At 73.3% G+C, this 21,137-nt stretch carries 23 protein-coding genes and 2 pseudogenes; 13 read left to right on the forward strand and 12 right to left on the reverse strand.

The genetic code is table 11. The features are described 5' to 3' along the window. The first annotated feature begins 55 nt into the window (after positions 1-55). The 3 genes from BJF79_RS34825 to BJF79_RS34835 all read left to right on the forward strand — a co-directional run bounded on the left by BJF79_RS34825 (position 56) and on the right by BJF79_RS34835 (position 2,935). Positions 56-907: an SDR family NAD(P)-dependent oxidoreductase gene (locus BJF79_RS34825; protein WP_075903818.1), complete on the forward strand. Its 852-nt coding sequence runs from the start codon at positions 56-58 to the stop codon at positions 905-907. Between the two features lie 31 nt (positions 908-938). Then, entirely contained in the window at positions 939-1,835 is an 897-nt protein-coding gene (locus BJF79_RS34830) for an RNA polymerase sigma-70 factor (RefSeq protein ID WP_075903820.1), read from the forward strand. A gap of 143 nt (positions 1,836-1,978) precedes the next feature. Continuing rightward, a complete protein-coding gene (locus tag BJF79_RS34835; RefSeq protein ID WP_075903823.1) occupies positions 1,979-2,935 on the forward strand; it encodes an NAD(P)-dependent alcohol dehydrogenase in 957 nt (318 codons plus the stop codon). A 6-nt stretch (positions 2,936-2,941) separates the two neighbouring features. Here the strand turns inward: BJF79_RS34835 and BJF79_RS34840 are convergent, their stop codons facing one another. Continuing rightward, positions 2,942-3,670: a class I SAM-dependent DNA methyltransferase gene (locus BJF79_RS34840; RefSeq protein WP_075903825.1), complete on the reverse strand. Its 729-nt coding sequence runs from the start codon at positions 3,668-3,670 to the stop codon at positions 2,942-2,944. A gap of 154 nt (positions 3,671-3,824) precedes the next feature. Here BJF79_RS34840 and BJF79_RS34845 point away from each other — a divergent pair, with 154 nt between their 5' ends. Both BJF79_RS34845 and ddaH read left to right on the forward strand, forming a co-directional pair. Then, complete coding sequence (locus tag BJF79_RS34845; RefSeq protein ID WP_075903827.1) at positions 3,825-5,039, forward strand: hypothetical protein; 1,215 nt, start codon at positions 3,825-3,827, stop codon at positions 5,037-5,039. Positions 5,040-5,240: 201 nt separating this feature from the next. Then, on the forward strand, positions 5,241-6,080 hold the full coding sequence (gene ddaH / locus BJF79_RS34850; protein WP_083734473.1) for a dimethylargininase: 840 nt from the start codon (positions 5,241-5,243) through the stop codon (positions 6,078-6,080). Here ddaH and BJF79_RS63040 read toward each other — a convergent pair. Together BJF79_RS63040 and BJF79_RS67690 are read right to left on the reverse strand one after the other, a co-directional pair. After that, positions 6,077-6,649 (reverse strand): annotated as a pseudogene (locus BJF79_RS63040) (FAD-dependent oxidoreductase); the annotation flags it as partial. The gene ddaH and the pseudogene BJF79_RS63040 overlap by 4 nt on opposite strands. Positions 6,650-6,809: 160 nt before the next feature. Beyond that, positions 6,810-7,154 (reverse strand): annotated as a pseudogene (locus BJF79_RS67690) (FAD-dependent oxidoreductase); the annotation flags it as partial. Positions 7,155-7,204: 50 nt separating this feature from the next. Between BJF79_RS67690 and BJF79_RS34865 the strand changes: the two are divergent. Next, positions 7,205-7,768: a TetR-like C-terminal domain-containing protein gene (locus BJF79_RS34865; protein WP_075903831.1), complete on the forward strand. Its 564-nt coding sequence runs from the start codon at positions 7,205-7,207 to the stop codon at positions 7,766-7,768. Here the strand turns inward: BJF79_RS34865 and BJF79_RS34870 are convergent. Next, a complete protein-coding gene (locus BJF79_RS34870) occupies positions 7,727-9,040 on the reverse strand; it encodes an MFS transporter (RefSeq protein WP_262403006.1) in 1,314 nt (437 codons plus the stop codon). The two genes, BJF79_RS34865 and BJF79_RS34870, sit on opposite strands and share 42 nt — an antisense overlap. Positions 9,041-9,056: 16 nt before the next feature. Beyond that, on the reverse strand, positions 9,057-9,632 hold the full coding sequence (locus tag BJF79_RS34875) for a helix-turn-helix domain-containing protein (protein WP_075903833.1): 576 nt from the start codon (positions 9,630-9,632) through the stop codon (positions 9,057-9,059). A 35-nt stretch (positions 9,633-9,667) separates the two neighbouring features. On the opposite strand from BJF79_RS34875, the gene BJF79_RS34880 reads away from it, so the two are divergent. Together BJF79_RS34880 and BJF79_RS34885 are read left to right on the forward strand one after the other, a co-directional pair. Next, the gene (locus BJF79_RS34880) at positions 9,668-10,630 is read left to right on the forward strand and encodes an NAD(P)/FAD-dependent oxidoreductase (protein WP_075903835.1); all 963 of its coding nucleotides are present in this window, start codon (positions 9,668-9,670) and stop codon (positions 10,628-10,630) included. A 10-nt stretch (positions 10,631-10,640) separates the two neighbouring features. Beyond that, entirely contained in the window at positions 10,641-11,666 is a 1,026-nt protein-coding gene (locus BJF79_RS34885) for a transcriptional regulator (protein WP_143220645.1), read from the forward strand. Here the strand turns inward: BJF79_RS34885 and BJF79_RS63050 are convergent. Continuing rightward, entirely contained in the window at positions 11,644-12,099 is a 456-nt protein-coding gene (locus BJF79_RS63050) for a WSD1 family O-acyltransferase (RefSeq protein ID WP_262403007.1), read from the reverse strand. The genes BJF79_RS34885 and BJF79_RS63050 overlap by 23 nt on opposite strands. After that, positions 12,096-13,124, reverse strand: a complete 1,029-nt coding sequence (locus BJF79_RS34890) for a wax ester/triacylglycerol synthase domain-containing protein (RefSeq protein WP_262403008.1) — start codon at positions 13,122-13,124, stop codon at positions 12,096-12,098. Before BJF79_RS34890 ends, BJF79_RS63050 begins: the two co-directional genes overlap by 4 nt. 244 nt (positions 13,125-13,368) lie before the next feature. On the opposite strand from BJF79_RS34890, the gene BJF79_RS34895 reads away from it, so the two are divergent. Then, the gene (locus BJF79_RS34895; RefSeq protein ID WP_075903839.1) at positions 13,369-14,046 is read left to right on the forward strand and encodes a uracil-DNA glycosylase; all 678 of its coding nucleotides are present in this window, start codon (positions 13,369-13,371) and stop codon (positions 14,044-14,046) included. A 27-nt stretch (positions 14,047-14,073) separates the two neighbouring features. On the opposite strand, the gene BJF79_RS34900 is transcribed toward BJF79_RS34895, so the two are convergent. Continuing rightward, positions 14,074-14,934, reverse strand: coding sequence for a hypothetical protein (locus BJF79_RS34900; RefSeq protein ID WP_075903841.1), 861 nt, complete (start codon positions 14,932-14,934; stop codon positions 14,074-14,076). 132 nt (positions 14,935-15,066) lie between these two features. On the opposite strand from BJF79_RS34900, the gene BJF79_RS34905 reads away from it, so the two are divergent. Both BJF79_RS34905 and BJF79_RS34910 read left to right on the forward strand, forming a co-directional pair. Beyond that, positions 15,067-15,837 (forward strand): lysophospholipid acyltransferase family protein, encoded by a 771-nt coding sequence (locus tag BJF79_RS34905; protein ID WP_075903843.1) that lies wholly within the window; start codon positions 15,067-15,069, stop codon positions 15,835-15,837. Between the two features lie 106 nt (positions 15,838-15,943). Next, positions 15,944-17,137 carry a DUF5925 domain-containing protein gene (locus BJF79_RS34910; RefSeq protein ID WP_083734470.1) on the forward strand — a complete coding sequence of 398 codons (1,194 nt, stop codon included), beginning with the start codon at positions 15,944-15,946 and terminating at the stop codon, positions 17,135-17,137. Here BJF79_RS34910 and BJF79_RS34915 read toward each other — a convergent pair. Next, a complete protein-coding gene (locus tag BJF79_RS34915; protein WP_075903845.1) occupies positions 17,134-18,315 on the reverse strand; it encodes a trans-sulfuration enzyme family protein in 1,182 nt (393 codons plus the stop codon). The two genes, BJF79_RS34910 and BJF79_RS34915, sit on opposite strands and share 4 nt — an antisense overlap. A 298-nt stretch (positions 18,316-18,613) precedes the next feature. Next, complete coding sequence (locus tag BJF79_RS34920) at positions 18,614-19,219, reverse strand: DUF2470 domain-containing protein (protein WP_187357100.1); 606 nt, start codon at positions 19,217-19,219, stop codon at positions 18,614-18,616. On the opposite strand from BJF79_RS34920, the gene BJF79_RS57540 reads away from it, so the two are divergent. Both BJF79_RS57540 and rpsD read left to right on the forward strand, forming a co-directional pair. After that, positions 19,196-19,378, forward strand: coding sequence for a hypothetical protein (locus BJF79_RS57540; RefSeq protein WP_187357101.1), 183 nt, complete (start codon positions 19,196-19,198; stop codon positions 19,376-19,378). The genes BJF79_RS34920 and BJF79_RS57540 overlap by 24 nt on opposite strands. Before the next feature lie 219 nt (positions 19,379-19,597). Next, positions 19,598-20,203, forward strand: coding sequence for a 30S ribosomal protein S4 (gene rpsD / locus BJF79_RS34925; RefSeq protein WP_075903847.1), 606 nt, complete (start codon positions 19,598-19,600; stop codon positions 20,201-20,203). A 56-nt stretch (positions 20,204-20,259) separates the two neighbouring features. Here rpsD and BJF79_RS34930 read toward each other — a convergent pair whose 3' ends face one another. After that, positions 20,260-20,748, reverse strand: a complete 489-nt coding sequence (locus tag BJF79_RS34930; RefSeq protein ID WP_143220647.1) for a MarR family winged helix-turn-helix transcriptional regulator — start codon at positions 20,746-20,748, stop codon at positions 20,260-20,262. 96 nt (positions 20,749-20,844) lie between these two features. Next, positions 20,845-21,087 (reverse strand): hypothetical protein, encoded by a 243-nt coding sequence (locus BJF79_RS34935; RefSeq protein ID WP_143220649.1) that lies wholly within the window; start codon positions 21,085-21,087, stop codon positions 20,845-20,847. Positions 21,088-21,137 lie beyond the last annotated feature (50 nt).

Below are 21,137 nucleotides of genomic sequence, written 5' to 3' on the forward strand. Positions count from 1 at the left end.
CGGATCGCCGGTGTCTCGTGTTCGACAAGCGACAACGAATGAGCGGGAGATCAGCATGAGCAAGGTCTGGTTCGTCACGGGTTCGTCGCGCGGCCTGGGCCGCCGTTTCGTCGAGGCGGCGCTCTCGCGCGGCGACAGGGTGGCCGCGACCGCCCGCGACACCGGCGGTCTCGACGACCTGGTCGCCGCCCACGGCGACGCGGTGCTTCCGCTGCGGATGGACGTGACCGACAGGACGGCCGTCTTCGAGAGCGTGCAGCGGGCCGCACGGCACTTCGGCCGTCTCGACGTCATCGTCAACAACGCCGGGTACGCCCAGGTCGGTGCGGTCGAGGAGCTGACCGAGCGGGAACTGCGCGACCAGATGGAGACCAACCTGTTCGGGGCCGTCTGGGTGGTCCAGGCCGCGCTGCCCCACCTGCGCGAGCAGCGCTCGGGGCACATCGTCCAACTGTCCTCGGCGGCCGGGCTCATCGCCATGCCGCTGGGCGGCGCCTACCACGCCTCCAAGTGGGCGCTGGAGGGCCTGAACGAAGCCCTCGCCGGCGAGGCCGCGGCCTTCGGCGTCAAGGTGACGATCGTCGAGCCCGGCGGGTTCGCGACGCGGGACGGCAACAACCCGGACCCGCTCGCCAACGGCCACATGGCCGACACGAACCCGGCCTACGACGGTCTCCGCCGGCGCCTGGGCGAGGTCGCCGGAAAGCAGCCCGCCGGGGACCCGGCCGCCGCGGCACGGGCTCTCCTCAAGGTCGTCGACTCCGAGAACCCGCCCCTGCGGATCCTTTTCGGGCAGGGCTTCTACCCGATGGTCCAGCAGGCCTACGCCGACCGGCTCCAGACCTGGGCCGACTGGCAGGATCTCTCGGCGGAGGCTCACGGGGACCCCGCGCCCGCGGGCCGATGACCCCCGGACCGGCCGCACAGAGGACCGAGGAATGAACGACGGCACCGTCAACGCGGCGACGGAGGCGTTCGCCGCCGACCGCAACCTGCTCTTCACCGTCGCGTACGAGATGCTCGGATCGGCCGCCGACGCCGAGGACGTCCTCCAGGAGACGTGGCTGCGATGGGTCGAGGTCGACCTGGCGCAGGTGAGGGACCGGCGCGCCTATCTGGTCCGGATCACGACCCGGCAGGCGCTCAACCGGTTGCGCACGCTGAAGCGCCGCAAGGAGTCCTACGTCGGCCCCTGGCTGCCCGAGCCGCTGCTCACCGCGCCGGACGTCGCCGAGGAGGTCGAACTCGCCGAGAGCATGTCGATGGCGCTGATGCTGGTCCTGGAGACGCTGTCGCCGACCGAACGCGTCGTCTTCGTGCTGCGCGAGGTGTTCGACGTCGGCTACGACGAGATCGCGGCCGCCGTCGACAAGAACCCCGCGGCCGTCCGCCAGATCGCCCACCGCGCCCGCCGGCACGTCGACGCCCGCCGCCCGCGCCAGGCGGTCTCCCCGGGCGAGACCCGGGCCGCCGTGGAGGCGTTCCAGCGCGCGCTCGAAACCAGGGACCCGCAGGACCTCCTGGACGTGCTCGCCCCCGAGGTCGTCCTCGTGGCCGACGGCGGCGGCCTCAAGCAGGCCGCGCGGCAGCCGGTCACCGGCGCCGAGAAGATCGTCCGCTACATGCTCCGCGGCATCGGCAAGCACGCGCCCACGCTCACCGGAGAGATCACCGTGGTCAACGGCAACCCGGCCCTCGTCGTCCGCCTGGACGGCGAGATCGACGGAGTCATGGCGATCCGGGTCGAGGACGCCCGCATCACCGGCCTCTACTACGTCCGCAACCCCGACAAGCTGACCCGCGTCGGAGCCGAAACCCCGCTCACCCTGCGCTGACCCCCGCCGCCCCCGCAGAAGGACACGGGCGTCCGGCCGTCCGCCACCGGGGTCGGGAAGGTCGTGTGGGCGCTCATCCTGTGAGCGCGCGCCGCGAAGCGGTTACCCTCCACTCGGGCGATGCTTCCAAGTCGGGAGGCCAGATGCGGGCGGTCGTCTACGACCGGTACGGCTCGACGGATTCGCTCCGGGTGGAGGACGTGCCGACGCCGTCGCCCGCGCCGGGGCAGGTCCTCGTTCGCGTGGTGGCGACGTCGGTCAATCTGTCGGATTGGGAGACCTTGCGCGGCGCTCCGCTGTACTCGCGGATCGGTGGGCTGCGGAGGCCGGCGCGCAGGACGCTCGGTTCGGACATCGCCGGACGGGTGGCGGCCGTGGGCTCGGCTGTGACCCGCTTCCGCGCGGGAGACGAGGTGTACGGCGACAATCTCGATCTGAAGGGCGGCTTCGCCGAGTTCGCGGTGGCGCCGGAGTCGGCCCTCGCCCGCAAGCCCGAGCGGTTGTCCTTCGCCGCGGCGTCGACGATTCCGCAGGCGGGCGCGATCGCACTGCAGGGCACGGCTCCCGCCGGTACGGGGCACCGGGTGCTGATCAACGGGGCGGGCGGCGGCACGGGTTCGTTCGCGATCCAGTTGGCCAAGCTCGCCGGTGCCCACGTGACCGGTGTCGACAACGCCGCCAAGCTCGACTTCATGCGGTCGCTCGGCGCCGACGAGGTGATCGACTACCGGGAGCAGGACTTCACCCGGACGGGCGAGCGGTACGACCTCGTGCTGGATCTCGTCGCCACCCGCTCGCCAATCGCGTGCGGGCGGGCGCTGGCGCGCGGCGGCCGCTACCGGTGCGTGGGCGGGCCCGTGCCGGTGCTGCTCGGCATCGCGACGGTCGGCTCGATCGCCGCCCGGCTCACCGGCCGGAGGTCGGGGGTCCTCGTGGTGCGGCCGGGGCCCGGACGGTTCGGGCCGCTCGCCGACCGCTGCGTCGCGGGCGAGGTCGCCGTGCACATCGACCGCACCTTCGCGCTCGACGACGTCCCGGAGGCGCTGCGCCACGTCGGCGAGGGGCACGCCCTCGGCAAGGTGGTCGTGACGATCCCCTGACGCTCGTCAGCCGGGCTTGCGCCAGACGGAGACGTGCTTCTCGCTCTCGTTCGTGAACGGGTCGCGCGTCCACGTGGACCAGCGGTCGCGCAGTTCCATTCCGGCGATCCGGGCCATCAGGTCGAGTTCGGACGGCCACACGTACCTGAACGGGATCGAGCGGTACCGGCCGCGGCCGTCCTCGACGGCGACGTAGTTCGAGCTCATCGACTGGGTGGCGACGTCGTAGCGGTCGAACGCCCAGTCCGTCCGGCCGACGTGGAAGGGGACCATCGTCTGGCCGGGCGGGAGGCGGCGGAGGTCGGGGACGCCGACCTCGATGACGAAGTGCCCGCCGGGTCCGAGGTGGGCGGCGGCGTTCTCGAAGCACGCCACCTGCGCGTCCTGCGTGGTCAGGTTGCCGATGGTGTTGTAGACGAGGTAGGCGACCGCGAACGTGCCGTCCACGCGGGTGGCGGCGAAGTCGCCGATCGTCACGCCGACGGCGTCGCCGCCGGGCTTGGCGCGGAGCCGGGCGACCATGGCGGGCGAGAGGTCGATGCCGTGCACCGGGACGCCGCGGCGGGCGAGGGGCAGCGCGATGCGGCCGGTGCCGACGCCGAGTTCGAGGGCGCGGCCGTCTCCCGCGAGTTCGGCGAGGAGATCGACGGCGGGGTCGACGGCGTCCGGGGCGAACATCGCCGCCGACGTCTCGTCGTAGGCGGCCGCGACGTCCTCGCCGAAGTGATCGTCCATGTTCGGGACGGTAGCCGCGCCCCTGGGGCCGCGGCCAGGGATTTCCTTCCGAAATTGCCAACAAAGTTCGCGAGAAAGCTAATAGACCTCAATACCGGACATTGGCGACCGTCGTCACCATCGGTACCGATTCGTACCTTTGGAAGGAGTCGTCATGAGACTCAGGCGCAGGCTGGCGGCCCTGGCCGTCGGGGTGGCCGCGCTGCTGCCGGGGACGGTCGTCGCGTCCCCGGCGCAGGCGCTGCCGCCCGAGATCGTTCCGGCGGTGGGGGCCGACACCGGACGGTTCAAGCTGCCGATCGGCTGCACGATCACGCTGGGCGGCATCCCGGTGTTCTACCTTCCGACGGACGTCGACGTGCAGGGCGTCGCGCCCGTCCAGTTGGGGCCGGGCCAGGAGTTCTGGCTGACGCAGGGGTCCGGCAGCATCACGTTCCCGTCGTGGCTGACGTCGCTCGCACCCATCCTCGGGCTGGAGTCGGCGGACGCGCGGGTCACGAACCTCAGCATCGGCGCGACGAACGCGACGCCGGAGTCGATCAACATCGCCGACGGCGACCCGTTCGTGATCGACGACATCCCGATCGAGGCCGGAAAGCCGCTGAAGGTCGGGCTGCCGCTGGACGGGACGTTCGACGTCGGGCCGTACACGGCGCCGGACGACGGCGCGGTGACGTTCCGGTTCGACGGGGCGGTCGCGGAGGTCGACCTGAAGTCGTCCGCCGGGTTCACCATCCCGATCAAGGCCGACTGCAAGGCGAGTCGGGGCAACGCGCTGCTGCGGGTCGGGGTCGGCGGGGCGGCGGGGCAGCCGCCCGCGAAGATCCAGGGCGCGCCGCTCGACTTCGCCGAGCCGGACTCGAACGAGGTCATCGGCATCGTCAACGCGCCGTACGAGTGCAGCCTCGACGGGACGCCGCTGGACGTGGGCATCGCGGTCGGCGGCAACTTCCCGCTGTCGATGAAGCGCGGGTCGAGTTTCTCGTTCACCGACGCGTCCGGGGCGCTGACCATCCCGGCGGGGACGGTGAACCGGCTGATCGACATGGGGTACACGAGCGCGTCCGGTGAGGTGACGAAGCTCGATCTGAACGTCGAGGGCGGCTCACCGGCCGTCGACAACGTCGCCGAGGGGGGCATCGAGATCCCGACCGTGGAGCTCGTCCGCGATCAGAAGATCGTCCTGTCGCTGCCCGCGGACGGCGCGCTGACCGCGGGGCCGTACTCGGCGAACGCGGGCGCGGAGTCGGTGGCGGTGTCGATGGGCGACGCGGCCGCGAACTTCACGTTCGACGGCGCGACGACGGCGACGGCCACGTGCGAGACGCCGTCCCCGACGGTGTACCTGGTCGACACCCCGGTGACCTGACGGCGATGACCGGACGGCCGCGCGCCTCGCCCGGGCCCGGGAGGCGCGCGGCCTCGGGCGGACGCAACGAATCGCGCGTCCGGCGGGTCAAGGAGCAACGAAACGCCAGGTCAGCGCAAGGTTCGCGCATTGGATCGCAGGCTCGGTCTTTCTAAGCTTTCGATTAGTCGATCCTCTTTCGGAAGCCCTGTGGAGACGCGCATGACCGTCATGCCGGCGATGGAGCCAGCACCCGCGCGGACGGCGCTGCGGCGGCACTACCTGATGTGCCGCCCGGAGCACTTCGCCGTCACGTACGCGATCAACCCGTGGATGGATCCGGCGGCGGGCGCCGACGCCGGGCGGGCGGTGGCGCAGTGGGAGGCGCTGCGGGCCGCGTACCTCGGCCTGGGGCACGAGGTGAGCCTGATCGAGCCCATCGCGGGGCTGCCGGACATGGTGTTCGCGGCGAACGGCGCGCTGGTCGTCGGCGGGCGGGCGTACGGGGCGCGGTTCACGCACGCGGAGCGGCGGGCCGAGGGGCCCGCGTACGCGGCGTGGCTGCGGGCGAACGGGTTCGGGCAGGTGCTCGAACCGGAGCATGTGAACGAGGGCGAGGGCGATTTCCTCACACTCGACCACGTGATCCTGGCCGGGACGGGTTTCCGCACGCGGCTCGCCGCGCATCAGGAGGCGCAGGAGTTCCTCGGACGTCCGGTGGTGACGCTCCGGCTCGTCGACCCGCGCTTCTACCACCTGGACACGGCGCTGTTCCCGCTGGGCGGCGGCAACGTGGCCTACTATCCGGGCGCGTTCTCGCCGGGGAGCCGCGCGGTGCTGGAGCGGCTGTTCCCCGACGCCGTCGTGGCGTCCGGACGGGACGCGGCGGTGCTCGGGCTGAACGCCGTGTGCGACGGCCGGAACGTGGTGATCGACGCCGGGGCCGAGGGGCTGATCGGCGAGCTGCGCGCCCGTGGCTACGAGCCGGTTCCGGTGGATATGTCGGAGCTGCGCAAGGCCGGTGGCGGCCCGAAGTGCTGCACGCTGGAGTTGCGGGCCTAGAGGTAGTCGCTGGCCGAGACGAGCCAGTTGATGTAGGAGCGGGTCGAGAAGGCGTCGGGGACGAGTCCGGTCAGGGGTCCTTGGCGGGCGGGCATCTCGGCGGCCACCGTCCGGGCGACCCGGCGGACGGTCCCGGCGCGGGCGCGTTCGTAGGCGCGCGGGTCGCCGGGTGAGCGGGCCAGCGCCCAGGCGTCCTCGATCGCCTGGGCTGCGCCCATCGCCATGGCCGGGGGCATCGTGTGGGCCGCGTCGCCGAGGAGGGTGGTGGGCCCGCGGCCCCAGGTCGCCGGGACGCGGTGCAGGTGGTGCGGGTAGAAGTCGAGGGTTTCGGCGTGTTCGAGGAGGGTCGGGAACGGTTCCGGCCAGCGGCCGAAGCGGGCGCGCAGCCGGTCCGGGACGTCCGGCGCGTCGCTCCAGAAGCGGCTTCCGGGCTTGGCGCGCAGGTCGAACCACCACAGCGCGCGCCCGTGCCCGGCCGGGGCGACGCTGCCGAGCGCCCGCCCGCTGGAGATCATCATCGTCCGTCCCGCGTCGATGATCTCGGTGGGCAGGGTGCTGAACGCCTGCCAGGTGACCCAGCCGTTGAGCCGCGCCGCGCCGAGTCCGAGGGCGCGCCGGACGGCCGAGCGGCGCCACGGCGCCGACGAGCAGGTCGCCGCGCGCGGCCGTCCCGTCGGTGAAGGTGATCTCCGCGCGGTCGGGGTCGGCGGCGGCGACCTCGTGCCCGTAGCGGACGGGCACGCCGTCGGCGAGGCGCCCGACGAGTTCGCGCCTGGCGATGTGGAGCGAGGGCAGTCCGTCGAAGCGGCGTTCGACGGCGGTGAGGTCGATGGTGCCGAGGCGGCGGCCGCGCGTCGAGCGGCTCACCATCGCCTCCAGGCGGCGGCCCGCGCCGTCGAGGTCGACCTTGAGCTCGTGGAGGATTCCGGTGGTTGCGGGCCAGATGGAGATCGAGCCGCCTTCGGTGCGGAACTCCGGCGCCGCTTCGTACACCTCGACGTCGTGCCCTGCCATGGTCAGCGCGCGCGCCGCGCTCAGTCCCGCGACACCTGCGCCGACGATGAGTACTCTCATGTTCGACACCCATTCTGAGACTTGAAGTATCTGATACTAGGAGTATCACAATGACGGCTCGGGGACGCAAGCCCGATCCCGCGGTCGACGCGCGCATCAGGCGGGCGGCGGTGGAGCTGCTGGTGAGCAAGGGACCGTCGTTCACCGTGGACGAGGTGGCGGCCGCCGCCGGGGTGGGCCGGGCCAGCGTCTTCCGGCGCTACGCGACCAAGCGCGACATCATGCTCGACGCGCTCCGCCTCGCCATGGACGCCCAGGTGCCGGCCGTCCCCGACACCGGCTCCCTCGAAGGCGACCTGCGCGTGATCGTCACCGAGACGCTCGCCGCCTGGAACTCCCCCGAGATCGCCGAGCGGACGCGCGAGACGTTCGGCGAGGCGGGCCGGGACCCGGCGGTCGGCGAGATCCTCCGCACCGCCATGCGCGACCGGATGGCCCGGAGCTGGGCGATCTACGACCGGGCGATCGCGCGGGGCGAACTGCGGGCGGACGCCGACCTGTGGCTGCTGTCGGACATGTTCGTCGGCCTGGTCGTCTACCGCGGCCTCATCGACGTGCCGCAGCCCGACCCGTCAGGCGTGGTCCGCGCGCTCCTGCACGGCTTCGGCGGCTGACCGGCCGAGTTCGCGGCGGGCGAGGCGGCGGGTGCGCAGGACGCCGGCGACGCCGACCGTCCAGACGAGGGCCTGGACGGTCCAGGCGACGCGGAACGCCTCGGGCGTGTACTCCCGCCCGGACGATACGGCGTCGAGGACGACGCCGATCAGCAGGATCGTGACGAGCGCGCCCACCGAACCGCCGACGTTGACGATGCCGGTCGCGGCGCCGTGCCGTCCGGGCGGGTTGAAGGTGCGGACGTAGTCGAAGCCGATCATCGAGGCGGGGGCACCGAGCGCGACGCACAGGACGAGGATCACCAGCAGCCACGCGGGCGCGGGCGGCGGCCAGGCGAGGGTCGCCGCCCAGGCCCCGGCGTTGAGGCCGACGATGCCGAGGACGAGCCACGAGCGGCGCAGCGGGTGCCGCGCGACGAGCCGTCCGATGTAGGGGCCGGACACCATGTTGGCCAGCACGAAGACGGTGAGGAGGGTGGAGGCGGTCGAAGGCTTCATGCCCTGCCCGGACACCAGGTACGGATACCCCCACATGAGGGCGAAGGTGTTCGAGGTGAACTGGGTGACGAAGTGGGTCCAGAGGCCGAGGCGGGTGCCGGGCTGGCGCCACGCGGCGACGAGGTCGCGGCCGATCTGCCGCGCCGTGGGGGACGCGGGACGCGTCGCGTCCGGCGGGGCGTCGCGCAGCAGCGCCAGGGCGAGGACGCCGACGAGCACGCCGAGCGCGGCGGCGGACCCGAACGCGGTCCCCCAGCCGGGTCCGCGCAGCAGGGCGACGAGCGGGATCGCGCTGAGCACCTGGCCGACCTGGCCGAGCAGGCCGGTGAGCTGGGTGACGACCGGGACGCGCGCGGGCGCGAACCACGCGCCGACGATGCCGAGGACGCTGATGAACGTCATGGCGTCCCCGGCCGCGACGACGACGCGGGCGGCGACGGCGAGCGGGACGGACGTCGCGACGGCCATCAGCGCCTGCCCCGCGGCCATCAGCAGCGCGCCGCCCGCGATCATCCGGCGGGGGCCGACGCGGTCGAGCAGCAGCCCGACGGGGATCTGCAGCCCGGCGTAGACGAGCAGTTGGACGACGGTGAACGTGGCGAGGATCCCGGCGGACGCGTCGAAGCGGTGCAGGGCGTCCTCGCCGGTGACGCCGAACGACGTCCGGTGCAGGATCGCCGCGACGTAGGCGGCGATGCCCACGCCCCAGAGCGCCCACGCGATCGGGGCGGTCTTACGTTCGTCTACTTCCTGGGGGGTTTGGGCGGTCTGCACGGATAGTCAATGTATGTCACTTCCGTCGGGGCTGCGCGCGCATGTGCATGCGCTCGCCCTGCGGCCCCATCAGGCACAGCACCTCGGCGGACCCGCCGACCCCGGCGAACCAGTGCGGCAGCCGGGTGTCGAACTCGGCGGCCTCGCCCGGCTCCAGGACCAGGTCACGGTCGCCGAGGATCAGCCGCAGCCGCCCGTTCAGCACGTAGAGCCACTCGTAACCCTCGTGCGATTTCGGCTCGGGCTTCCCCGGACGTTCCGGGTGGATCATCTTGAACGCCTGGATTCCGCCCGGACGGCGCGTGAGCGGCATCACGATCAGGTCGCCCCGCTTCTGCGGCTGCAACCGGACGCGCGGGTCGCCGACCTCGGGCGCGCCCACCAGTTCGTCCAGCGGAACCTGGTACGCCTGCGCGAGCGGCAGCAGGAGCTCCAGGCTCGGCCGCCGCTTGCCGGACTCCAGCCGCGACAGCGTGCTCACCGAGATGCCGGTGGACTCCGCCAGCGCGGACAGCGTCACCTCCCGCTCCCGGCGCAGCCGCCGGAGCCGCTCGCCCACCCCCGCCAGCACGTCCTCGATCGGTTCGCTCATGCCCTCATTGCAGTTTCGGCAACGAGGTTTGTCAAATGCGCGAAGCGTCGCGCATCCTCGGCGACATGAGCGAACACCTGGGAAGCGAGCAGCGAGAAGTACTGATCATCGGCGGCGGCCCGGCCGGGCTGAGCGCGGCCCTCGTGCTGTCGCGGGCCCGCCGCAGCGTGACCGTGATCGACTCCGGCGAGCCGCGCAACGCGTCCGCCGGGCACATGCAGGGATTCCTGACCCGCGACGGGATGCCGCCCGAGGAACTGCGGAGGATCGGCCGCACCGAGGTCCGCGGCTACGGCGGCGAGATCATCGACGGCACCGTCGAGCGCACCGAGCGGACCCCGGACGGCTTCGCGGTCACCCTGCGGGACGGGACCGTCCTGCGCGGCAAGCGCCTCGTGGTGACCACCGGCGTCGTCGACGAACTCCCGGACGTCCCCGGCCTGCGCGAACGCTGGGGACGCGAGGTGCAGATGTGCCCGTACTGCCACGGCTGGGAGGTCCGCGACCAGAAGATCGTCGTGCTGGCGACCGGCCCCATGTCGGTGCACCAGGCGCTGCTGATCACCCAGTGGTCGAAGGACGTGACCCTCGTCGCCGCCGAGGCGCCGCAGGGCGCCGACGCCGACCGGCTCGCCGTGCGCGGCGTCACCGTCGTCGCGGACGAACCGGCGCGGCTGGTCGTCGAGAACGACCGCGTCACCGCCCTCGAACTGGCGAGCGGCGGCACCGTCGCGTGCGACGCCGTCTTCCTCGGCCCGCGCATGGTCTCCCGCACCGGCCCGCTGACCGACCTCGGCTGCGAGCTGGACGAGGACGGTTCCGTGCGGACCGACCAGTTCGGGCTGACCAGCGTCCCGGGCGTGTGGGCCGCCGGGAACGTGGCCAAGCAGCCGGGCCAGGTGATCACCGCGGCCGCCGACGCCGTCTGGACCGCCGGGCTGGTCAACATGGACCTCATCGAGGAGGAGATCGAGCGCGGCCTCGCCGCCCGTCCGTAGGGTGAAAGGCATGGTCGACACGGCGCGGTGGCGGGACGAGCGGGCGGAGCTGAACGCGGCGCGGGCGCGGCTCGGGGAGGTCGCGGACGGCCTGTACCCGGACGTCCCGCGCGTCGCGGGCACGCCGCTGCGGTGCGCGGACGGGTGGGTGCCGGACGCGCCCGTCCCGCTCGGCGACGTCCGGCTGGAGTGGGACCCGGCGCCCGCGCCGCCCGCCGTCGCCGACCCGCCGGACGGCCTGCCGCCGGGCTATCGGACCTACGCGGAGGCGATGGTGGCCCTCGCGCGTCCGAAGGTGTTCGAGAACCGGCCCGCGTACCGGCTCGTCGATGCCGGGCCGCCGTCGGTGCTGCGGCTGGCGCCCGCGCGATACTTCGACGGCGTCAACGTCGGCGAGTCGGTCGCGCACGAGCTGGCGGCGGGACGGTACGCGCTGCGCGAGCGGATCGGCGACCCGTGCGACCTCGCCCGCCGGACGGTCCTCCCGGCGATCACGACCGTGACCGTGACGGCGTCCGGCACGTACCTGCTGCACCGGCGGGACGCGGCGAAGGTCGCCCACGCGGGCGGCCTCTACCAGGTGCTGCCGGTCGGGGTGTTCCAGCCGCTCCGGGCGGCCGACGAGCGCCGCGACCTCGACCTGTGGCGCTGCATGGTGCGCGAGTACGCCGAGGAGGTGCTCGGCCGCCCCGAGGACTACGGCGACGGGTTCGACCAGGACGCGTGGCCGTTCCACCGCGCGCTGACCGGCGCCCGGCGGGACGGGCGGGTGCGCGCGTACCTGCTCGGGCTCGGCGTCGACCCGCTGACGTTCGCGCTGGACGTCCTCACCGCGGTCGTGTTCGACGACGACGCGTTCGCCGGGCTGCTCGGGGACGCGGTGGAGGCGAACGAGGAGGGCGAGGTGTCGCGGGCGCCGTTCGACGGGACGGTCCCCGAGCCGATGCAACCGGCGGGCGCCGCCGCGCTGCGGCTGGCCTGGCGGCACCGCGCGACGCTCGGGATCTCGCCGGTCAGTCCACGGTCAGGGCCCTGAGCTCGTCCAGTGCGTCTTCGAGGTGGTCGATGATCTCGGCCGGGTCGGGGACGAGGTCGCGGCAGGCCACGATGCCGATGTCGACGCGGCCGTCGTAGGAGAAGACGGTGATGTTGAGCCCGCCGCTGACGTCGGTGACCACGGAGATCGGGTAGTAGCCGAGGACGCGCGCGCCGCACAGGTAGAGCGGGAACTGCGGGCCCGGCACGTTCGAGACCACCAGGTTGATCGGGCGGAGCGAGACGGCCGCGCCGGCCTGCAGGACGAACCGCGTCAGCGGCCCGGCGACGGGCGCCGGAACGAGGCCGCTCAGCTCCCGCACCCAGTTGCCGGACGTGACGGCGAAGCGCCGCTTGACGAGGTCCATGTCGCGGCGGACGGCCGTGTACCGGACGGCCGGGTCGGGGACGTGGGTGGCGAGCGGCGCGGTCATGATCGAGACCTGGTTGCACGCGTCGGTGGACGACCGGCCGCCGCGCAGCGACACCGGGACCCCGGCGACGAGCGGGCGGTCGGGCAGTTCGCCGCGCTTGTCGAGCCACTGCCGCAGCGCGGTCGCGCACAGCGCCATGACGACGTCGTTGACGCTGCCGCCGAGGCCCCGCCCGATCTTCTTGATCTCGTCGAGGGGCAGTTCGCCGCAGGCGACGGCGCGGCGCGGCCGATGGGGCGGTTGAACGGCGTGGGCGGCGCGCTGGAGCGGGGCACGCGCGGCAGGCCCTCGCGGCGGAGCGCGCCCTGGACGAACGCGGACGCCAGGCCCACGCCGGGGATCGCGGCGACGCCCGGGATCTCGTCGACGTGCGGGACGGCCCGGGCCATCGACAGCGCGGCCTTCAGCGGGTGCAGGGCGGCCTTGAGCAGGCCGGTGCGGAGCATGTCGGCGGGCGCGGGCGCGCGCTCGGGCGTCCGCTCGACATCGGCTTCGGCGCCCGCTTCGGCGCCCCCGTCGGCGTCGGCGTGGACGTCGCGCGGTTCGGGGGTGAGGTCGAGCAGGGCGGCGAGGGTCTCGGCGGCCATGACGCCGTCGGTGGCGGCGTGGTGGACCTTGGCGTAGACGGCGGCGAGGCCCCCTTCGAGCCCCTGCACGACGACGATCTCCCAGAGCGGACGGGCGCGGTCGAGCGGCCGTTCGTGGAGCATGGCGACGACGTCGGCGAGCTGCCGCCGGGTGCCCGGCGCGGGCAGCCCGATCTCCGAGATGTGCCGTTCGGGCACGAAGTCGGGGTCGTCCTCCCAGTACGGGTGGTCGAGGGAGAACGGCACGTGGACGAGCCGCTGCCGCAGCGGCGCGGCGAGGTGCGCGCGCTCGCGGATCAGCGCGGCCACCAGCGGGACGGTGAGCCGCCCGCCGGGGCATCCCGCGGGATCGACGATGCCCACCCCGGCGATGTGCGCGTGGGTGTTCCCCGTCTCGGCGTGGAGGAAGGTCGCGTCCACGGTGGTCAGCTGCCCCATGCTCTGGTCCCGTCCGGTCGTCGTGCGACTGCCTACTTCTAGGAGTTATGTGCTTTCCGGGCGGCGGGTCAACATTGTGAGCGAGAAGAAATAAGGACTTAACCGAGCATTCCGCCCAATCGTCGGGGTGTTTTGAGGGCGTTTTTGGAAAGTTTTGATGGTCTTCCGTTCGACCCACGTCAGGAATGGTCACCCGGCCCATCAAGCCGCGAGGTGTCGGACCCGCTCGCTAAGGTGAGGCGCCATGACGGCACGCCCCCTCTCAGAAATCGTCGAATCCGGCTGGGCGAACGCGCTGCAGCCCGTCGCCGGAACGATCGCCGCCGCCGGGGACTGGCTGCGCGCCGAAGTCGCGGCCGGCCGGCGCTACCTCCCCGCCGGGAACCTGGTCCTGCGCGCGTTCACCCAGCCCTTCGACGACGTCCGCGTCCTGATCGTCGGGCAGGACCCCTACCCCACCCCGGGGCACGCGGTCGGGCTCAGCTTCTCGGTCGCGCCGGACGTGCGGCCGCTGCCTGCCAGCCTGGTCAACATCTTCCGCGAGTACTGCGACGACCTCGGCCACCCCGAGCCGTCCACCGGCGACCTCTCCCCGTGGGCCGACCAGGGCGTCCTGCTGCTGAACAGGGCGCTGACCGTGATGCCCGGCAAGATCCGCTCGCACAGCGGCAAGGGCTGGGAGCAGGTCACCGAGCAGGCCATCCGGGCGCTCGCCGCGCGCGGCCGTCCGCTGGTGGCGATCCTGTGGGGCCGCGACGCCCGCGACCTCAAGCCGATGCTCGGCGGCATCCCCTGCATCGAGTCGCCGCACCCGAGCCCCCGCTCGGCCGACGGCGGCTTCTTCGGCTCGCGGCCCTTCAGCCGCGCCAACGAGATCCTGCAGAAGCAGGGCGCCGCCCCCGTCGACTGGAAGCTGCCTTAGGGGGCGGAAGTTCTTGGGGGCGGGGGGCTAGTCCTCGTCGGGGAGGCGGCGCAGCAGCGCGGCGAACTCGTCGGAGCCGGACGGCGTGATGCGCGGGTCCAGGGGGGTGAGGCGGCGCTCGCCGTGGCTCCAGTAGACGCCCGGCGCGCACGGGTCGTCGGCGTCGTCGTGCATCTCGCGGACGACGTCGGCGAACACCGGCAGCACCTCCAGCACCGCCGTCGAGGTGATCGGGTAGAGCAGCAGCGTGCTGTGGCACGGGACGCCGACGAGCGCGCCGTGCTCGTTCGGCCACGGCAGGAACTGGTCGACCTCGCTGAGCAGCGCCGACACGTACCGGCTGCCCGGCTTGGCGACAACGCGGACGTCCCGGCCCGGCAGCAGCGGCTGCACCCTGACCTCGACGTCGGCCAGCTCGCGGTCGTGCGTGTTCGTCATCACGTAGCCGAGCTTGTGCAGGCCGAGCAGCCCGGCCCGCGCCTTGGTGAGCGGCCCCCCGTAGCGCGGGTGCTCGATCATCACCATCGCGTCGAAGTGGTCACCGGCGGGGACGACGACGAGGCCCTCCCGCTCGCGCGGTGCGAGCTTCGGCACGATCCGCAGCCGCAGCAGCTCGCGGACGTCCCCGAACAGCTCCATCTCGCCGACCGCGAGGAACGCGCGGTCCCCGACCTCGCGCACCCACTCGTCCACGACCTTCGGCCAGGCCGAGCGCGGCTCGCGGGCGCAGCGCTCCAGCACCGTCCAGCTGGAGGCGCGCGCCTCCGACCGCCCGACCGGCAGCACCACTTCCGAGGTGCCGGGATCGAACCACGCGGTCGGCGCGAGGTCCGGCAGCACGTCGCGGATGAGCGCGTGCACGTCCGCCGCCGCGTCCAACGGTTCCATTGCTCATCCCCTTCCACGGTTCACGGGATCACGTCACACCACAACCTTCTCAGAGACGGGCCCGGTTGTGCGATGCATCGCGGTTCCTCGCTCCGGCTCGCTGATCATGATGACCTCAAGTACGGTGCTGACATGGCCGAACACGTGTACCCGCCGGTGATCAAGACGGCTAAGGGTGTCTTCAAGGCACTGAACATCAAGTTCCGTCTGGAGGGGACCGAGCAGATCCCCGAAACCGGGGGCGCGGTCCTGGTCAGCAACCACGTCAGCTACCTCGACTTCATCTTCGCGGGGCTCGCGGTGCACCCGGCCGGGCGGCTGGCGCGCTTCATGGCCAAGAAGGAGATCTTCGACAACCGGATCGCCGGGCCGCTGATGCGCGGCATGCATCACATCCCGGTCGACCGCGAGGCGGGCGCCTCGTCGTACGCGGCGGCCCTGAAGGCGCTCAAGGGCGGCGAGATCGTCGGGGTGTTCGCCGAGGCGACGATCAGCCGCTCGTTCACCGTCAAGGAGATCAAGAGCGGCGCGGTGCGGATGGCGGTGGCGTCCAAGACGCCGCTGATCCCGATCGCCCTGTGGGGCCCGCAGCGGCTCTGGACCAAGGGCCGCAAGCGCCGCCTGTTCCAGCGCAACGTGCCGGTCACGATCCTGATCGGCGAGCCGATGTACCCCAAGCGCGGCGACGACTACGACGCGGTGACGGCCGAGCTGCACGCCCGGATGTCGGAGCTGCTGGAGAAGGCGCAGCGCGAGTACCCCGACGTCCCGAAGGCCGACGAGCGCTGGTGGCAGCCCGCGCACCTCGGCGGGACCGCGCCGACGCCGGAGGAGGCCGAGAAGCTCGACCTCAAGGAGGCCGAGGACCGCAAGGCCGCCCGCGAACTGCGCGACGGCTCCTGACCCCCGCGCCCCGGCCCGTGCCCCGACCCGTGCCGCGGCGGGACGATCCGGTCGGTTCGGCTAATTCGGTGGACGGCGTCCGCCGCGGGGCTCGATCATCGAACGCATGACCACGTCGCACGAGCCGTCGCAGGAGGTCGTCCACCTGATCAAGCCGAGGGAGCCCGGGAAGAACGTGAGCGAATCCGGGGCGGACGCGGCGATGCCCGTGGTCTTCCACCTCAACGACGGCAACTCCCCCGCCGACGTGATGGACGTGCTGTCGCTGCGGCCGTTCGCGTCCGGCGAGCAGCCGTGGTCGCGGTCGACGCGGCTCGCGCACGTCCGCCCGGAGGCGCCGCTGCGCCCCGACGACGCCCGGCTGGTGCGGGTCGCGCACGAGAAGGGCAAGGAGTCGGTGCTCGCCGAAGGCGACGGGTGGACGCTGCTCAGCAACAAGTGGACCAGCGGCATCGCCTACATCGCGGTGTCGGCGGTGAGCGACGAGCTGGCCGAGTCCGTCCTGGAGCGGTCGGTGCGGGACGCGACCGACCCGCCGAAGACCGACGAGACCAGCGTCGAGATGGGCTTCTGGCACCAGGCGCCGCACGGCCCGGTCCGGCAGGAGCGGGCCATCTCGGCCGATCCGTGGGACGAGATCCGCGCGAACTACACCGCGGCCGTCGCCGACCGCCTCGACGAGGTGATGAAGCTCGGCGCGGACGACGTGTCCGGACGGCTCCTCCTGCTGCACGGCCCGCCCGGCACCGGCAAGACGACCGCGCTGCGCGCCCTCGCCCGCGCGTGGAACGACTGGTGCGACGCCGACTGCGTCCTCGACCCCGAGTCGCTGTTCGGCACCCCCAGCTACCTGATGAAGGTGACGGTCGGCGAGGACGACGACGAGAGCCGGTGGCGGCTGCTGATCCTGGAGGACTGCGACGAGCTGATCCGCGGGGAGGCCAAGCAGTCCGCCGGGCAGGGCCTGTCGCGGCTGCTCAACCTCACCGACGGGATGCTCGGGCAGGGCCGCAACGTGCTCGTCGCGATCACGACGAACGAGGACCTCGCCAGGCTGCACCCCGCCGTCGTCCGTCCGGGCCGCTGCCTCGCGCAGATCGAGGTGGGCCGGCTGACCCGGGACGAGTCGGCCGAGTGGCTCGCCGGACCCGACGGCGCGGGCGACCCGGACGGCGCACTCGCGGCGGAGGTCGGCCCGGAGGGCGCGACGCTCGCCGAGGTCGCGGCGCTGCGCAAGGGCGAGCGCCGCCCGTCCGACCAGGACGGCCCGACCGGCACCGACACCGGCTTCTACCTCTAGGACGCTTTGGCGAGCGCCTGCTCGATGTCGGACCACAGGTCGTCCGGCGCCTCCAGGCCCACCGACAGGCGGACGGTGCCCTCGCCGATGCCCGCGGCGGCGAGGGCGGCGGCGTCGAGCTGCCGGTGCGACGTGCTCGCCGGGTGCATGACGAGCGACGCGACGTCGCCGAGGGACGGGCCGAGCGAGATCAGCCGCACCGCCTCGCTGAAGGCGCGGCCCGCGTCCCGTCCGCCGGTCGGTTCGAACGACAGGACGCCGCCGTGGCCGTCCGGCAGCAGCCGCTTCGCCAGGTCGTGCTGCGGGTGGTCCGGGACGGACGGGTGGTGCACGCGCGCGACGGACGGGTGCGCGGCGAGGCGTCCGGCGAGGTCGCGGGCGGTCGCGCTCTGCCGCGCGATGCGCATCGGCAGGGTGGCGAGGCCGCGCACCGCGAGCCACGCGGCGAACGGGTCGGCGGTCGAGCCGAGTTCGACGGAGTGCTCCCACACGCGGCGGTGCAGTGCGGCGTCGGCGAACACCGCGGCGCCGCCGAGGATGTCGCCGTGCCCGCCGATGTACTTCGTCGTCGAGTGGATCACGATGTCGGCGCCGTGGGCCAGCGGCGCGAACAGCAGCGGCGCGAACGTGTTGTCGACCACGGTCGCGACACCGGTGCCGTCGAGCGCGGCGGTGAAGGCGGGGACGTCGGTGACGTGCGTGGTCGGGTTGGAGATCGTCTCCAGGTAGAGCAGCCGCGTCGTGGGGCGCAGCGCGGCGCGCACCTCGGCCGGGTCGTCCCCGCCGACGCGCGTGACCTCGACGCCCCACCGGTCCGCGAGGTCGGTCAGCAGCGCGTGCGTCCCGCCGTACAGGGAAGCCTGCGCGATCACGTGGTCGCCGGACCGCAGCAGCCCCGTCAGGACCGCGTTGATCGCGCCCATCCCCGACGCCGTCGCCAGCGCGCGGGCACCGCCCTCCAGGTCGGCGACGGCCTCCTCCAGCGCCCGCACGGTCGGGTTGCCCATCCGCGAGTAGAAGAACGCCTCGTCCGGCCCCTGGAACGCGGCGGCGAGCTCCGCGGCCGAATCGAACCCGAACAGGTGCCCCTGGTAGATCGGGACGCCGAGCGGGCGGCTCCCGGCGGGAACGGGGACGGGCGGGTGGACGGCGCGGGTCTGCGGGTCGCGTGCGGTCATGGTCCCAGCGTGCGGGCCGCGCCCGCGCCCCGGTAGGGCCAATCGGACCGAGTGGCCCGGACCGCCGTGGAGGAGAGGCGGTCGCGGGCGCGCCGGCACCCGGGAGACCCCCGGGGCGGACGGCCGTCGCCCGCCCACCCACCCCGCGAGGACGGGCGGGCGATCGGATCCGCCCCCGGCCGGACCGCGTTCCCGCAGCTCCCGACCGGTGCTTCGAGCATCACCCCGTTCCGGCCCGTCCCGCATCCGGGAGACCACTGCCATCGGTACGGGTTCGCGGTGTACGGGGTGGCGGCGACTACGGGTTCGCGCGGGCGAACAGGGTGCGGTAGGCGTGCCGGAGACCGTGGATATCCCTGACGGGCTCGGGGAACGGCAGCCGCAGATCGCAGGTCACGGACCCGTCCGCAACCGGCATGCGGCAGCGCAGCCACAGCCCGTGCCGGTCGAGCGCCAGCGGACGGACGGCGTCGCACGGCCCCGTCGCGTCCGGTTCGTCCCCCGCCGGTTCGTCCCCCGCCGGTTCACCGTCGCCGGGCAGGACGGACTCGGGCAGCAGGCCGGTCAGCTCGGCGCGGTGGCAGGAGTCGAGGTGGGTGAGCATCCCGGCCTCGATGGCGACGAACGGGTCCGGCGCGGCGTCCGCGTACTCCTCGGGTTCGAGGGTGGCGCTGCCCCACGCGTCCTGGATCTCGACCTGCGCGACTTCGAGGGCGAGGATCGTCCACTCGCTGCCCTCGTCGGCCTCGCCGCCGCCCGCCGCGTCCCGCTGCGGGGGGACGGGCGCGGCGAGGTCGAGCAGTTCGGGACGCGGGTGCGGCCGCGACAACCGCAGCGCGGCGGCGCGCAGTTCGGCGGCGGGGACCTCGGTGAGCCAGCCGTGCAGCCAGGCGCGGCCGCGCACCCGGTCGGGCAGCGGGACGGGCCGCGACCGTCGCAGATCCGCAGCGTGGCGGGCAGGTCGGGTTCGCCCGCGAGCGCGGCGACGATCGGCGAGGTCGCGGGCAGGAGCAGCAGCGGCCGCCCGTCGAGGTCGGTGGTGTGCGCCGGGACGGGCGCGTAGGGGACGCCGGGCGCGACGAGCACGCCGTCCGCATGCCGTAGGCGAGGGTCCGCGCCCGCTCCGCCGGGGTGGGCCCGGACGGGGCCCCGGCATCGGCGGCGCCGGTGCGGCGTGGAACGCCGGTCTCCTGCTGGTCGGTCTCCGCTCGTCGCACCATGCCTCCTTGCTATGTTGGTTAGGCTTGCCTAACTTAGGTCTACCTAACCACTTGGAGCCGCCATGAACAACCCCCGTCCGAAGGTCCGGATCTCGCGGGCGCTCGGCATTCCGCTGACGCCCAAGGCCGTGAAGTACTTCGAGGCCCGCCCGTACCCGCCCGGTGTGCACGGGCGCGCGCGCAAGAACGAGTCCGACTACAAGGTGCGGCTGCGCGAGAAGCAGCGGCTGCGGGCGCAGTACAACATCCGCGAGGCGCAGCTGCGCAACGCGTTCGAGAAGGCCGCCAAGTCCGGGGGCAAGACCGGCGAGGCGCTGCTGGTGGACCTCGAACGGCGGCTGGACGCGCTCGTCCTGCGGGCCGGTCTCGCCCGGACGATCTACCAGGCGCGGCAGTTCGTCGTGCACCGGCACGTCCTCGTGAACGGGCGCCGCGTCGACCGTCCGTCCTACCGGCTGAAGCCCGGCGACGTCATCACGATCGCCGAGCGGAGCCGCACGATGGACGCGTTCCGCATCGCCGCCGCGGGCGGGCACACCGAGAACGTCCCGCCCTACCTGGACGTCCGGCACGACGCGCTCGTCGCGCGGCTCGACCGGCTGCCGGAGCGGCGCGAGATCCCGGTCGTCTGCGACGAGCAGCTCGTCGTCGAGCACTACTCGCGCTGAGCACGGCGGCGGCGCCGGACGTCACGCCGGACGTCACACCGGACGCGCGGCGGACGTCAGCGCAGGTCGAGTTCCGCGCGGGCGTGCTCGCGGAGCGTCCGCAGCGACTCGACCAGGTCGCGGCGCCCGTCCTCGGGGAGCGGCCCCGCGAAGTGGCGCCGCAGCGTCTCCGCGTGCACCCGCATGGCCTCGTCCAGCTTCGCCCGGCCGGCGCCGGTCAGCTCGACGCGACGGCCGCGCCGGTCCCCGGGCGCGGCGCGGCGCGCGACGAGCCCGGCGTCCTGCATCCGGTCGACCAGCCGGGTCATGCCGCCGCTGGTCAGGATCAACTCGTCGGCCAGCTCGCCCATCGAGACGGGCCGGTCGGCGGCCGACAGCCGCAGCAGCACCTCGAACGCGGCGTGCCGGATCCCGCAGCGGCGCTCCAGCTCGCGGCCCGCGATGCGCTCCAGCAGCGTGACCGTGCTCAGCAGGACCCCGAAGTCGCCGAGCACCCCGTCCGGCGCCTCGGGGAGGCCCGGCTCGCTCGTCCGCGGATCCGTCATCGCCGCCATCATGCCCGCCTTCGTCCGTTTTCTCAGCAGAACGCGCCGCGCCCCGCCCGGCTTCCGCCGTGCGGGGCGCGTGCGCGATCGGACGTTCTAGTTCCCCGGCTTCTCGCTCGTGTCGGGGCTCGGCGCCTTGGACGAGCCGCCGCCCGCGCCGCCGGACGTGCCGCCCGTGGGGGTGCCCGTCGGGAGCTGCCCGGCGGTCGAGTCGTCGGTCCCCGAGGCGTACTGCTTGGTGACCTTCCACTCGCCGTCGATCTTGCCGAGGGACAGCCGCAGCAGCGTGCCGGGCGCCGCGGTCTGGCCCTCGCTCGTGGTGATGTCGATGTCGACCATCACCACCGCGGTCGCGAAGCGGCCGTTGACGCTGCCGACGAACGTCTGGT

The organism is Actinomadura sp. CNU-125 (genome assembly GCF_001942465.1).
Taxonomy (GTDB): Bacteria; Actinomycetota; Actinomycetes; order Streptosporangiales; family Streptosporangiaceae; genus Spirillospora.